The organism is Micromonospora sp. NBC_01796, from assembly GCF_035917455.1.
Lineage (GTDB): Bacteria > Actinomycetota > Actinomycetes > Mycobacteriales > Micromonosporaceae > Micromonospora_G.
This window is the reverse complement of record NZ_CP109078.1, coordinates 961,901-973,445: the sequence shown is the minus strand read 5'-3', so window position 1 is coordinate 973,445 and position 11,545 is coordinate 961,901. Positions and strand designations below refer to the sequence as shown.

Annotated in this window: 12 protein-coding genes and 1 pseudogene; 9 read left to right on the top strand and 4 right to left on the bottom strand. The window is 71.7% G+C overall.

Annotation, left to right across the window (positions count from 1 at the left end; all coding sequences use genetic code 11):
- The first annotated feature begins 11 nt into the window (after window positions 1-11).
- Window positions 12-836 (top strand): inositol monophosphatase family protein, encoded by an 825-nt coding sequence (locus tag OIE47_RS04420; RefSeq protein ID WP_326560200.1) that lies wholly within the window; start codon window positions 12-14, stop codon window positions 834-836.
- A 139-nt stretch (window positions 837-975) separates the two neighbouring features.
- On the opposite strand, the gene OIE47_RS04415 is transcribed toward OIE47_RS04420, so the two are convergent.
- Entirely contained in the window at window positions 976-1,494 is a 519-nt protein-coding gene (locus tag OIE47_RS04415) for a LytR C-terminal domain-containing protein (protein WP_326562990.1), read from the bottom strand.
- Between the two features lie 439 nt (window positions 1,495-1,933).
- Between OIE47_RS04415 and OIE47_RS04410 the strand changes: the two genes are divergently transcribed.
- Together OIE47_RS04410 and OIE47_RS04405 are read left to right on the top strand one after the other, a co-directional pair.
- The gene (locus tag OIE47_RS04410) at window positions 1,934-2,230 is read left to right on the top strand and encodes a DUF4193 domain-containing protein (RefSeq protein WP_121159124.1); all 297 of its coding nucleotides are present in this window, start codon (window positions 1,934-1,936) and stop codon (window positions 2,228-2,230) included.
- 147 nt (window positions 2,231-2,377) lie between these two features.
- Complete coding sequence (locus OIE47_RS04405) at window positions 2,378-3,271, top strand: hypothetical protein (protein WP_326560199.1); 894 nt, start codon at window positions 2,378-2,380, stop codon at window positions 3,269-3,271.
- On the opposite strand, the gene OIE47_RS04400 is transcribed toward OIE47_RS04405, so the two are convergent.
- A complete protein-coding gene (locus OIE47_RS04400; protein ID WP_326560198.1) occupies window positions 3,268-3,819 on the bottom strand; it encodes a DUF3093 domain-containing protein in 552 nt (183 codons plus the stop codon). The genes OIE47_RS04405 and OIE47_RS04400 overlap by 4 nt on opposite strands.
- An 85-nt stretch (window positions 3,820-3,904) precedes the next feature.
- Here OIE47_RS04400 and dut point away from each other — a divergent pair, with 85 nt between their 5' ends.
- The 4 genes and pseudogenes from dut (at window position 3,905) to OIE47_RS04380 (ending at window position 6,573) form a co-directional block, all read left to right on the top strand.
- Window positions 3,905-4,408 (top strand): dUTP diphosphatase, encoded by a 504-nt coding sequence (gene dut / locus OIE47_RS04395; RefSeq protein ID WP_326560197.1) that lies wholly within the window; start codon window positions 3,905-3,907, stop codon window positions 4,406-4,408.
- Between the two features lie 103 nt (window positions 4,409-4,511).
- Window positions 4,512-5,171 (top strand): annotated as a pseudogene (locus tag OIE47_RS04390) (DUF3710 domain-containing protein); the annotation flags it as partial.
- A 282-nt stretch (window positions 5,172-5,453) separates the two neighbouring features.
- Window positions 5,454-5,834 (top strand): OB-fold nucleic acid binding domain-containing protein, encoded by a 381-nt coding sequence (locus tag OIE47_RS04385; protein WP_326560196.1) that lies wholly within the window; start codon window positions 5,454-5,456, stop codon window positions 5,832-5,834.
- 43 nt (window positions 5,835-5,877) lie between these two features.
- Complete coding sequence (locus OIE47_RS04380) at window positions 5,878-6,573, top strand: DUF3159 domain-containing protein (protein ID WP_326560195.1); 696 nt, start codon at window positions 5,878-5,880, stop codon at window positions 6,571-6,573.
- 18 nt (window positions 6,574-6,591) lie between these two features.
- Here the strand turns inward: OIE47_RS04380 and OIE47_RS04375 are convergent, their stop codons facing one another.
- Window positions 6,592-7,281, bottom strand: coding sequence for a potassium channel family protein (locus OIE47_RS04375; RefSeq protein WP_326560194.1), 690 nt, complete (start codon window positions 7,279-7,281; stop codon window positions 6,592-6,594).
- A gap of 1 nt (window position 7,282) precedes the next feature.
- Window positions 7,283-7,948, bottom strand: coding sequence for a potassium channel family protein (locus tag OIE47_RS04370; RefSeq protein WP_326560193.1), 666 nt, complete (start codon window positions 7,946-7,948; stop codon window positions 7,283-7,285).
- A 173-nt stretch (window positions 7,949-8,121) separates the two neighbouring features.
- Between OIE47_RS04370 and OIE47_RS04365 the strand changes: the two genes are divergently transcribed.
- Window positions 8,122-10,230, top strand: coding sequence for an APC family permease (locus OIE47_RS04365; RefSeq protein ID WP_326560192.1), 2,109 nt, complete (start codon window positions 8,122-8,124; stop codon window positions 10,228-10,230).
- On the top strand, window positions 10,227-11,543 hold the full coding sequence (locus OIE47_RS04360) for a class I SAM-dependent RNA methyltransferase (protein WP_326560191.1): 1,317 nt from the start codon (window positions 10,227-10,229) through the stop codon (window positions 11,541-11,543). Before OIE47_RS04365 ends, OIE47_RS04360 begins: the two co-directional genes overlap by 4 nt.
- Window positions 11,544-11,545: the final 2 nt, after the last annotated feature.

The window sequence follows — 11,545 nt, the reverse complement described above, 5'->3', positions numbered from 1 at the left end:
AAGGGGACGCCATGGGTAGCAGCCGGCCCACCGCCGAGGAACTGCTGGAGCTGGCGCTGGAGGTGGCCCGACGGGCCGCCGACACCGCCCGCCGGATGCGCGCCGAGGGGGTCTCCGCGGTGGCCACCAAGAGCACCGCGACCGACGTGGTCACGGCCGCCGACCGGGCGGTGGAGCGGCAGGTCGTCGCCGCCCTGCGGGAGGCGCGTCCGGCCGACGCGGTGCTCGGCGAGGAGTACGGCACCACCGCCGGCCCCGCCCCGTCCGGTCCGGGCGCCGTCCGGTGGATCCTGGACCCGATCGACGGCACCGTGAACTACCTGTACGGGCTGCCCCAGTACGCCGTCTCGCTCGCCGCCGAGGTCGACGGCGAGGTGGTGGCGGGGGTGGTGCGCAACGCCGCGACCGGGGACGAATGGACCGCCACCCTGGGCGGCGGGGCCTGGCGGGACGGCCGGAAGCTCACCGGCTCGACCGAGACCGATCTCGGCCAGGCGCTGGTCGCCACCGGCTTCGGCTACGACCCGGCCCGCCGCGCGCACCAGGCCGGGGTGCTGGCCGGACTGATCACCGGGGTACGCGACGTCCGCCGGTTCGGTGCGGCGGCACTCGACCTCTGCCTGGCCGCCGAGGGCAGCGTCGACGCGTACTACGAGAAGGGCCTCAACCACTGGGACCACGCGGCCGGTGGACTGATCGCGGCCGAGGCGGGGCTGCGGGTCGCCGGGCTGGCCGGTGCCGCACCCGGACCGGATCTGGTCATCGCCGCACCGCCGGCCCTGTTCGACCCGCTGCACGAGCGGCTGGCCCGGCTCGACGCCGCCGGGGGACCGTGACCCCCGGAGCAGACCGTGACCTGCCGGGTCAATCAATCCACCTGTTCGGGTAGCACCGCTCCACCCTTCGGTGGAACCGAAACCGGCCCCGCTCCCGCAGGTCGCGGGGCGGGGCCGGTGACGTTCGGTCTGCGGCGGGTCAGTTCGTCTCTTCCTTCGCCGGGCAGGTGCCCGGCTCCAGCTTCGGCGAGCCGAGCCCGGACAGGGCCTGGTTGACCTCGGTGGTGGTGGCGAGCTGGGTGTAGCTGTTCCCGATCACCACGTCCACGGTGTCGTCCTCGCGGTTGGGGTCGTACTCCGGCTCGGCCTCGTCCAGGAAGTACGCCTTCAGCAGGTGCGCGGAGGCGATCCCCTTGGGGCCGTACCGCAGAACCGCGACCCCGTCGACCGGCTCGGAATCGTTGCCCTGCTTGACGACCTGGAACTTCCGGTTCTTGAAGTCCGTCGCGACGTTCGAGGCGAGCGCGGGCGTGTCGGTCGCGTTGTAGACAGCGATCTTGACGTCCTTGGCCTCTCGCAACGCGATGTTGGCCCGCTTGAACCCGGCCGGGCAGGCGTCTTCGGCGGCGGCACCGCTCTGCGTGTCGCGGATCAGGGCGGCACCGACGAAGACCAGGGCGAGCACCGCCAGCACCCCGACGACGACAAACGCGCGCACCCGGGCAAAACTCATCTGGTTGGCTCCCGTACAGGTGTGGACCGGTGGTGCCGAGCGGCCGATGGGACCTGGCCGCCGTCGGCTACCGAGTATGCCGGTGAGGCTAGCTGTTGTCCGGCCCGGCGCGGAAACCGGCAAACCTGCCGGCGTGCCGACGCCGTTCGGACTACCGCTACCCCTATCTTCGTGTCGCCTGAGTCACATTGGGAACAACTCTGGCCGCTCGGGCGTACATGCATGCCGCGAGGGCGGTATACATGCCTCGCCCGATGGGGGGTAAGGTACCGCGCTCGCCGGGGGTGTTCTCCTGGCGGCCGTGGCCCGGGCACCGAGCCGGGGTCGGCGACCGGAAAAAAGATGACCGGCCAGCGGGAACCGAAACAGTGTCTTCCGGCGTTACAACCGGAAGCGACTATATCGATATGGGAGAGTGAAACCGATGGCCACCGACTACGACGCCCCGCGTCGCGACGAGGTCGACCTCGGCGAGGACAGCCTGGAAGAGCTGAAGGCCCGGCGCGTCGACTCACAGTCGGGCGCCGTGGACGTCGACGAGGCCGAAGTCGCCGAGAGCTTCGAGCTTCCGGGAGCCGACCTGGCCGACGAAGAGCTCACGGTGAAGGTGCTGCCGATGCAGTCGGACGAGTTCCGCTGCGCCCGCTGTTTCCTCGTACACCACCGCAGTCAACTCGCGGTGGAGCGCAACGGCGAGCTGATCTGCCGCGAGTGCGCCTGAGTTCGCCACTGTCGCCGGGGGGCGACGGAGAGGCGACGCGGCGAGGGTAGGCCGCGTTCGATTCGAGATGCGCGGGTGGCACCGACCTGCTTGACTCGATCCGACCGACTCGACGTTGGACGGATCGCCAGGGCTGGAGGTCAGCGCATGACCCGCTCCGAGCAGGCGCCGGGGACCCCTGAGGGGGTGCCGGCGCCGACTGGGGGGACCGGCCCGGTGGAGAACCCGCCGGACGCCGAGTTGGAGAGCGCCGAGGGCGACCTCGGTGCGACCATCGCCGCGTTGACCGAGGACGACCTCGGTCCGGCGCGGCGTCGCCGGCTGCTGGGCCGGCTCGTCGGCCAGGTTCGAGCCCGTGGTCTGGGCGACCTGTTCCGGCCCAGGGCGGCGATCCGCTGGATGAGCGACGTGGTCGGCGAGGTGGTGCCGCACATCCCGATCCGGGATCGGGAAACGCTCCGGCGGCACTACGACGGCCTCGACGGCGACGCGCTCGCCGAGCGGTTGATCCGTAACGCGGCCAGGGCCACCGCCGGGGTGGGTGCGGCCGGCGGTGGGGTGGCGGCGGTGGAGTGGGCGGTCGCGCCGACCCTGCTCTCCGCACCGGTGCTGCTGGCCGCCGAGACGGTCGCGGTGGTGACCATCGAGATCAAGCTGATCGGCGAGCTGCACGAGGCGTACGGGGTTCCGCTGCCGGGCAGCAGCAGCCAGCGCGCCGTCGCGATGATCCAGTCGTGGGCGAGCCGGCGCGGGGTGAACCCGTTCCTGCCGGGGATGGGCGTCGGCGCCGTACTCGGGCCGGCGGTCCGCAAGCAGCTCCGGGAGACGTTGCTGCGCCGGTTCGGGCGCAATCTGACCACCCTCGGCCCGTTCCTGACCGGTGCCGCGGTGGCCGGTTACCTCAACCGGCGGGCGACCCTCACCCTGGGCGACGCGATCCGGACCGACCTGCGCAAGCAGTTCCGGGCCATCACCGGCCCACCGGAGCAGGGGACCATCAGCGGGCCCGAGCCACGACGGCACTGGCCGGACAACGACTAACCGGCCGCCGTGGCGGTGTCGCCGGCGGTGCCGGATCGACCGGTCGTCCCGGCCAGGTCGCGGGCGGCGAGGATCGCCTCGGCGAGCTGCACCGGATGCCGGGAGCTGACCACCCAGTACGGGGTCGGATCGGCCGGATCGTCGAGTACGACCTGCACCGCGCCCGCCACCCAGGGCCGCTGCACCACGAAGGCGAGCGGATCGGCGCCGACGCCGAGGACCTCGCGGCGCCCCTCCGCGTCCAGGGCGATGGCGTCGCTGACGTACCGGACGGGCAACCGGGCGTCGTCGACCAGCAGTTCGCCGTCGCGTACGCCGACCGTGATGCGACCCACCCACCAGAGCCCGAGCGCGGTCAACGGGAGCAGCACGACAAACGGCAACCAGGCCCGCATGCCGTCCGAGCCCATCCAGACCTCCATCGCGAGCAGCGCACCGGCTGCCGCCCCGGCAAGCCAACCCCACCAGGGCAGACGGAGGCGTTCGCGGTAACCGTCGATGCTCGGCACGGCCGGCGCGGCGGCGGAAGTGAGACGAGTTGGTGCCACAGTGTGAGGGTACGGCGCGGCGTGGCGGGGTGACCCGGCAGGATAGAGACCATCGCCCGCCCCGACGGATCGGAAGAGTGACACCGTGACCCAGGCCGTGCCCGTACCCGTCCGACAGCTGGACCCGGACCTACCGCTACCGGTGTACGCCCATCCCGGTGACGCGGGCGCCGATCTGCTGGCCGCCCGGGACGTCGAGCTGGCGCCGGGTGCGCGGGCGCTGGTACCCACCGGGATCGCGATCGCCCTGCCGGAGGGCTTCGTCGGGCTGGTCCATCCGCGTTCGGGACTGGCCGCCAGGCTGGGTATCACGGTGCTCAACGCGCCCGGTACGGTCGACGCCGGCTACCGCGGCGAGATCTTGGTCAACCTGATCAACCATGACCGGGAGAACCCGGCCAAGATCTCTCGTGGCGACCGGATCGCGCAACTCGTGGTGCAGCGGGTGGAACACGCCCGCTTCCACCCCGTCGACGAGCTTCCCGCCACCCAGCGGGGCGAGAATGGACACGGTTCGACGGGCGGGCACGCGGGTCTGGTCCCGCCGCGCGACGCAAGCGAGCAGCAGGCAGAAAGGTCGGCACGGTGAGCGCGAGGAGCGAGCGTTCCGGGGCGGTCCGCGTGGGACGCGGCTGCGCCGGAATGCGAGTTGAGCTTGCGAGCCCCGCAGTCGCGAACGAAAGGTCGGCACGGTGATCTTTTCCCGAGGACGCGGCGGACGGCACGCCCGTGACGAGCGGGCCGGTCGGTCCGAGGGTGCGGCGGTCGACCAGCCTGCGGACGACTCGTCGGACGCCCCGGCCGGCGACCGGGGCCCGTACGACATCTCCGAGGCCCCGGCCGGGGTGGAGCGACTCGATCTGGGCAGCCTGCAGATTCCCGCGGTCGCCGACGTCGAGATCCGGGTCCAGGCCGACCCGGAGGGTGTGGTCCAGCAGGTGGTGCTGCTGCACGGGGAGAACGCGTTGCAGCTCGGCGTCTTCGCCGCGCCCCGCTCGGAGGGCATCTGGGACGAGGTGCGGGCGGAGATCCGCGAGTCCCTGTCCGGTGAGGGCACGGCGGCCGAGGAGAGCGACGGCGAGTACGGCGTCGAGCTGCGGGCCCGGGTCCGTACCCCGGAGGGTTTCACGGACCTGCGGTTCGTCGGCATCGACGGGCCGCGGTGGATGGTTCGCGGGGTCTATCAGGGCAGGGTGGCGACCGACCCGACCGCCGCCGGCCCGCTCGCCGACTGCCTCTACGGACTGGTGGTGGACCGGGGCCAGGAGGCCAAGCCGGTTCGTGAGCCGTTGCCGTTGCGACTGCCCAAGGAGATCGCCGAGCGGCAGGCGGCGGAGGCCGCCGCGGCCGGCACCGCGCCGGGCGGGGAGTCCGTGATCAGGGCGGACGGCGGTGGCCCGGACGGGGGCGGCCCGACGCCCGCGCCGAGGGTCAACGGGAGCGCTCCCGACCAGCAGCAGCCCCGCCGGGGCAAGCCCTCGCCGAGGCCGCGCGGGTCAGCCTGATCGGAGATCCACCGGTCCGCGCCGATCCGGCCCACCGGCGTACGCTGGCAGTGCGGTCCCCGCCGGGACCGGCTGGAACTGGCCGCGGCCGGATGATCCGGGGCGGCTCGAGGAGGGTGGCACGAGGTCATGGCGACCGACGAGGGTCGGGGGTCGCTGCGCAACCTCCTGCAGCGGCTGACCGCGAGCGAGGCCGAGATCGAGGCGCAGGAACTGCGTCGCGAGAGCGCGCAGTGTGGTGGCACGCCGGCCGGGCTGTGCCGGCGGGGCGAGCTGGTGTCGATCTCCGGTCGGCTCCGCACCGTGGTCTACACGCCCCGGACGAACCTGCCCACGCTGGAGGCCGACCTCTACGACGGCACCGACGTGGTGACACTGGTCTGGCTGGGGCGCAGGCACATCATCGGGATCGAGCCGGGACGGCAATTGACCGTTCGCGGTCGCGTGGCGATTCGCGATGACCGTAAAGTCATCTACAACCCGTACTACGAGTTGGAACTGCCCCGTTGAGTACGAGGCCGGGCAGCCGCCGCCCCGAACGGAAGACGTGCAGATGACGACTGGACCACAGCCGGCCGCCAGGGTCGACACCGACCCGGCGGACGAGGCACCGCTGCCGAGCATGGCCGAGCAGGTCGCCGAGCAGCTCGGCGGCTGGCGGGGGATGGTCGAGTCGAGCGTCCCGGTGCTCGTCTTCGTACTGGTCAACGTGCTCGCCGAGCTGCGCCCGGCGCTGATCGCCTCGCTGGCCGTGGCGATCGCGATCGCGGTGCTCCGGCTGGCACAGAAGCGGCCGATCCGGCACGCGGTCAACGGCCTGTTCGGCATCGCCGTCGGGGCGTTCATCGCCTTCCGCAGCGGCGACTCGAAGGACTTCTACCTGCCCGGCATCCTCTACGGCATCGCGTACGGGCTGGCGCTGCTCGCCTCGGCCGCGATCCGGCAGCCGCTGGTCGGCTGGATCTGGTCGGTGCTGGTGGCCAAGGGGAAGTCCGAGTGGCGCCAGGACGCCCGGCTGGTGCGTACCTTCACCTGGCTCACCGTGCTCTGGGGTGTGGTCTGGTTGGCGAAGGTCGGCGTCCAGGCGGCGCTCTACCTCGCCGACCAGGACACCGCGCTGGGCATCGCCCGGCTGGCCCTGGGTTACCCGCCGTACCTGCTGTTGCTGGCGATCACGGTCTGGACGGTGCGCCGGGTGACCCGGGACGCTCCGCGGGCCGGGTCGGCCACCGCGGTCAGCCCGAGCTGACCGCGGCCCGCCTTCCGGTCAGCTCTCGCCCCGGGTCCGTTCGACGCTGTCCGCGCCGAGCATGACCGCCCGGACGGCGTCCTCCACCTCGGCCGTGCATACGAAGATCAGCTCGTCGCCCGCCTCGAGCGGGTCGTCCGGGCTCGGCACCAGCACCCGCCGGCCGCGCAGGATCGCCACCAGGGCGGAGTCCCGGGGCAGCGGTACGGCGTGGATCGGGTGCCCGACGTAGGGCGCGGTACGCGGCAGGGTGATCTCGACCAGGTTCGCCTCGCCCTGGCGGAAGGTCATCAGCCGGACCAGGTCACCGACCGTCACCGCCTCCTCGACCAGCGCGGCCATCACCCGGGGCTTGCTCACCGCGACATCGACGCCCCACTGGTCGGTGAAGAGCCACTCGTTCTCCGCCCGGTTCACCCGGGCGACCACCCGGGCCACGGCGAACTCGGTCTTCGCCAGCAGGGAGACCACCAGGTTGACCTTGTCGTCGCCGGTCGCCGCGACCACCACGTCGCAGCTCGCCAGGTCCGCCTCCTCGAGGCTGGCCAGCTCGCACGCGTCCGCGAGCACCCACTCGGCGTCCGGCACCCGTTCCGGGCGCAGCATCCTCGGCTGCCGTTCCACCAGCATCACCTGGTGGCCGTTGTCGATCAGCTCCTGGGCGATGGACCGGCCCACGTTGCCCGCGCCAGCGATGGCGACCCGCATGTCACTGTCCCCCTTCGGGCGGTGCGCCGGCCGCCGTGGTGACCCCGCCGGCCATGTCGTCGGTGACCAGCATGAAGAGCTGGTCACCCTCCTGCAGAACGCTGGACGCGGTGGGCAGCGTTCCGATACCGAACCGCATGACGTACGCGGCGCGGGCGCCGGTCGCCTGCTCGATCGCCTTGATCGGGCGGCCGACCCAGTCCTTGTGTATCGGCACCTCGATGATCGAAACGGTGCTGGTGGGGTCGCGGAAGATCTCCACGTTCCCCTCGGGCACCAGGTGACGGATCATCCGGTCGGCGGTCCACCGGACGGTGGCGACGGTGGGGATGCCGAGCCGCTCGTAGACCTGGGCCCGCTTCTGGTCGTAGATCCGCGCGGCCACCCGGGTCACCCCGAACGTCTCCCGGGCCAACCTGGCCGAGATGATGTTGGAGTTGTCACCGCTGGACACGGCGGCGAAGGCGTCCGCCCGTTCGATGCCGGCCTGGCGCAGGACCTCGCCGTCGAACCCGATCCCGGTGACCGTGATCCCACCGAAGTCGGGACCGAGCCGGCGGAAACTGTCCGAGTTCTGGTCGATCACGGCCACCGAATGACCGCGGGACTCCAGACTGTGGGCAAGCGTCGAGCCGACCCGCCCACACCCCATGATCACGATGTGCACGGTGCTTCCTCCTGGCGTGAACCGTGTGTGCTCCACCCGGCGGCCGGGGGACTGCAAAGAGCGTGCCATGCCGGGGGCAGCTCACGCCGCCCGACCGTACCGGTTCCCGGCCGGGGACGGTTGATCAGCCACCGGATGTCGATGGGCTGGTCCCGGTCGTACTCTTACCGGTTGTGGCCAGTCCCACCTCTCTGATGAAGCGGCTGCTGCTCGGTCGACCGTTCCGGTCCGACAAGCTGCAGCACACCCTCCTACCCAAGCGCATCGCACTGCCCGTCTTCGCCTCCGACGCGCTCTCGAGCGTGGCGTACGCGCCGGACGAGATCCTGCTTACCCTGTCGATCGCCGGCGCCTCGGCGTTCGTCTTCTCGCCGTGGGTGGCGCTGGCCGTTGTTGTGGTCATGCTCACCGTGGTGGCGAGTTACCGGCAGAATGTGCACGCCTATCCGTCGGGTGGGGGCGACTACGAGGTGGCCACGGTCAACCTGGGCCCGAAGTTCGGGGTGGGGGTGGCCAGCGCGCTGCTGGTCGACTACGTCCTGACCGTCGCGGTGTCGGTTTCCTCCGGGGTGGCCAACCTGGGCTCGGTGGTGCCGTTCGTGGCCACCCACAAGGTCGGCGTCGCGGTGGCGGCGGTGGTGATCCTGACCGCGATCAACCTGCGCGGCCTGCGGGAGTCGGGGACGGCGTTCGCGATCCCGACCTACGGCTTCATGATCGTGATCATCGGGATGGTGCTCACCGGCCTGTTCCGGATCTTCGTGCTCGGCGACGACCTCCAGGCCCCCAGTGCCGGGTTGCAGATCCAGGCCGAACACAGCGTGACCGGATTCGCCCTGGTCTTCCTGCTGCTGCGTACGTTCTCCTCGGGAGCCGCGGCGCTGACCGGGGTGGAGGCGATCTCCAACGGCGTACCGGCGTTCAAGCCGCCGAAGAGCAAGAACGCGGCGTCCACGCTGCTGTTGCTCGGGGTCGTCGCGATCACCATGCTGGTCGGCATCATCACCCTGGCCCACCTGACCCACCTGCAGTTCGTCGAGGACCCGGCCCGGCAGATCATCGGCGGCCCCGAGGGGTACGTGCAGAAGACGGTCACCACCCAACTCGGCGAGACGGTCTTCGGCAGTGGTTCGTTCCTGCTCTACATCGTCGCCGGGGTGACCGCGCTGATCCTGTTCCTGGCCGCCAACACCGCCTTCAACGGGTTCCCGGTGCTCGGCTCGATCCTGGCCCAGGACCGGTACCTGCCCCGGCAACTGCACACCCGGGGCGACCGGCTGGCCTTCTCCAACGGCATCGTCTTCCTCTCCATCGCCGCGATCGTGCTGATCGTCGGGTTCCAGGCCGAGATCACCCGACTGATCCAGCTCTACATCGTCGGCGTCTTCGTCTCCTTCACCCTCTCCCAGGCCGGCATGATCAGGCACTGGAACCGGCTCCTGCGGGTGGAACGGGATCCGGAACGGCGCCGGAAGATGATCCGGTCCCGGGGGATCAACGGCTTCGGGATGGGGCTGACCGGCGTCGTACTGGTGATCGTGCTGATCACCAAGTTCCTGCTCGGTGCCTGGATCGCGATCGCCGCGATGGCCGTGATCTACCTGCTGATGCTGGGCATCCGCAAGCACTACGACACCGTCGCGGCCGAGCTGACCCCGGCCGAGGGCCGGCCCATGCTGCCCGCCCGCAACCACGCCATCGTGCTGGTCAGCAAGGTGCACCAACCCACCCTGCGGGCGGTCGCGTACGCTCAGGCGACCCGACCGGACACGCTGACCGCGGTCACGGTCAACGTCGACGAGAAGGACACCCGGGCGATCCAGGCCGAGTGGGAGCGCCGCGAGGTGCCGGTGCCGCTGACCGTGATCGACTCGCCGTACCGGGAGATCACCCGGCCGATCCTCGACTTCGTCGCCTCGGTGCGCCGCGACGCACCGCGCGACGTGGTCACCGTCTTCATTCCCGAGTACGTCGTCGGCCGATGGTGGGAGAACCTGTTGCACAACCAGAGCGCGTTGCGGCTCAAGGGCCGCCTGCTCTACGAGCCCGGCGTGATGGTGACCAGCGTGCCCTGGCAGTTGGCCTCGTCGGCGACCAAGGACCTGGACCGTTACGACGCCACGCTCAGCCGTGGGCCCGCCCGTGGCCCGCGCGGCGCCAGCATGGGCGGTACCGGCCACGGCGGCGGCACCGGAGCCGGCCTGCTCACCCCGGCCCCGCCACAGCCACCCCCGGTCGCCCCGACGCAGACCGACCCCGACCCGACGGCGCGGCCCCGATGAGCCGGGCCGAGGCGCCGACGGGCGTACGGACCGAGCAGACCGAGCCGACCCCGGCCGACACCCAGCCGGGCGGGACCCGGCCGGAGGCGGGATCGGGTCCGGGTGAGGCCGAGCTGGTCGAGCTGACCATCGACGCGGTCGCCCCCGGTGGGCACTGCGTGGCCCGGCTCGACGGGCAGATCGTCTTCGTCCGGCACGCGCTCCCCGGCGAGCGGGTGATCGCCGAGATCACCGAGGTGAACCGGGGGTACCTGCGGGCCGACGCGGTGACCGTCCTGGAACCGTCGGCGCAGCGGGTCACCCCGCCGTGCCCGTACGCCGGTCCGAACCTCTGCGGCGGCTGCGACCTGCAACACGTCGCGCCGAGCGCGCAGCTCGACTGGAAGGCCGACGTCGTACGCGAGCAGTTGCGCCGGCTCGGCCGACTCACCCCGGAGGAGGTCGACAGCCTCGGGGTACGGATCGAACCGCTGCCCGGAGGTCCGCTCGGCTGGCGCTCCCGGGTCCGGTACGCGGTCGACGCCGCCGGCCGGGCCGGTCTGCTCAAGCACCGCTCGCACGAGGTGGTCCCGGTGGACCGGTGCCTGATCGCGCACCCGGCGATCCAGTCACTGCCGGTGCTCTCGGTCGACGGACAGCGGTGGCCCACCGCCGAGGCGGTGGAGACGGTCGCCTCCACCGGTGGTGACGTCGCCGTCCAACTCGTCGTGGACGGCACCCCGGTCACCGAGCGGGGTCCGGAGAAGGTCCGGGAGCTGGCCGCCGGACGGGAGTGGCAACTGCCGCCGGACGCGTTCTGGCAGGTCCATCCGGCTGCCGCGCAGACACTGGTCGGTGCGGTACTGGAGCTGCTGGAGCCGCGTACCGGGGAACGGGCCTGGGACCTCTACGGCGGGGCGGGGCTGTTCGCCGCCGCGCTGGCCGACCGGGTCGGTCCGACCGGGCGGGTGACCATGGTCGAGGCGGCGCCGTCGGGGGTCGCGGCGGCTCGGGAGAACCTGGGTGACCTCGGTCAGGTCGAGGTGGTGTCGGCGAAGGTGGAGACCGCACTGGCCCGCCGCCGGATCACCGGACCGGTGGACCTGGTGGTGCTGGATCCGCCGCGTACCGGCGCTGGCGCGGACGTGGTCCGGGCGCTGACCGGCACCGGAGCGCGGGCGATCGCGTACGTGGCCTGCGACCCGGCGGCCTTCGCCCGCGACGTACGGGTCTTCGCCGAGGCGGGGTGGCGACTGGTCGCGTTGCGCGGGTACGACATGTTCCCGATGACGCAGCACGTCGAGTGTGTGGGGCTGTTCACCCCGGCTGCATAACG

Excerpts from the sequence above, each read along its gene's own strand:
- OIE47_RS04420 (WP_326560200.1), top strand. The coding sequence starts at position 12 with ATGGGTAGCAGCCGGCCCACCGCCGAGGAACTGCTGGAGCTGGCGCTG.
- OIE47_RS04410 (WP_121159124.1), top strand. The coding sequence starts at position 1,934 with ATGGCCACCGACTACGACGCCCCGCGTCGCGACGAGGTCGACCTCGGC.
- OIE47_RS04405 (WP_326560199.1), top strand. The coding sequence starts at position 2,378 with ATGACCCGCTCCGAGCAGGCGCCGGGGACCCCTGAGGGGGTGCCGGCG.
- OIE47_RS04385 (WP_326560196.1), top strand. The coding sequence starts at position 5,454 with ATGGCGACCGACGAGGGTCGGGGGTCGCTGCGCAACCTCCTGCAGCGG.
- OIE47_RS04380 (WP_326560195.1), top strand. The coding sequence starts at position 5,878 with ATGACGACTGGACCACAGCCGGCCGCCAGGGTCGACACCGACCCGGCG.
- OIE47_RS04375 (WP_326560194.1), bottom strand. The coding sequence starts at position 7,281 with ATGCGGGTCGCCATCGCTGGCGCGGGCAACGTGGGCCGGTCCATCGCC.
- OIE47_RS04360 (WP_326560191.1), top strand. The coding sequence starts at position 10,227 with ATGAGCCGGGCCGAGGCGCCGACGGGCGTACGGACCGAGCAGACCGAG.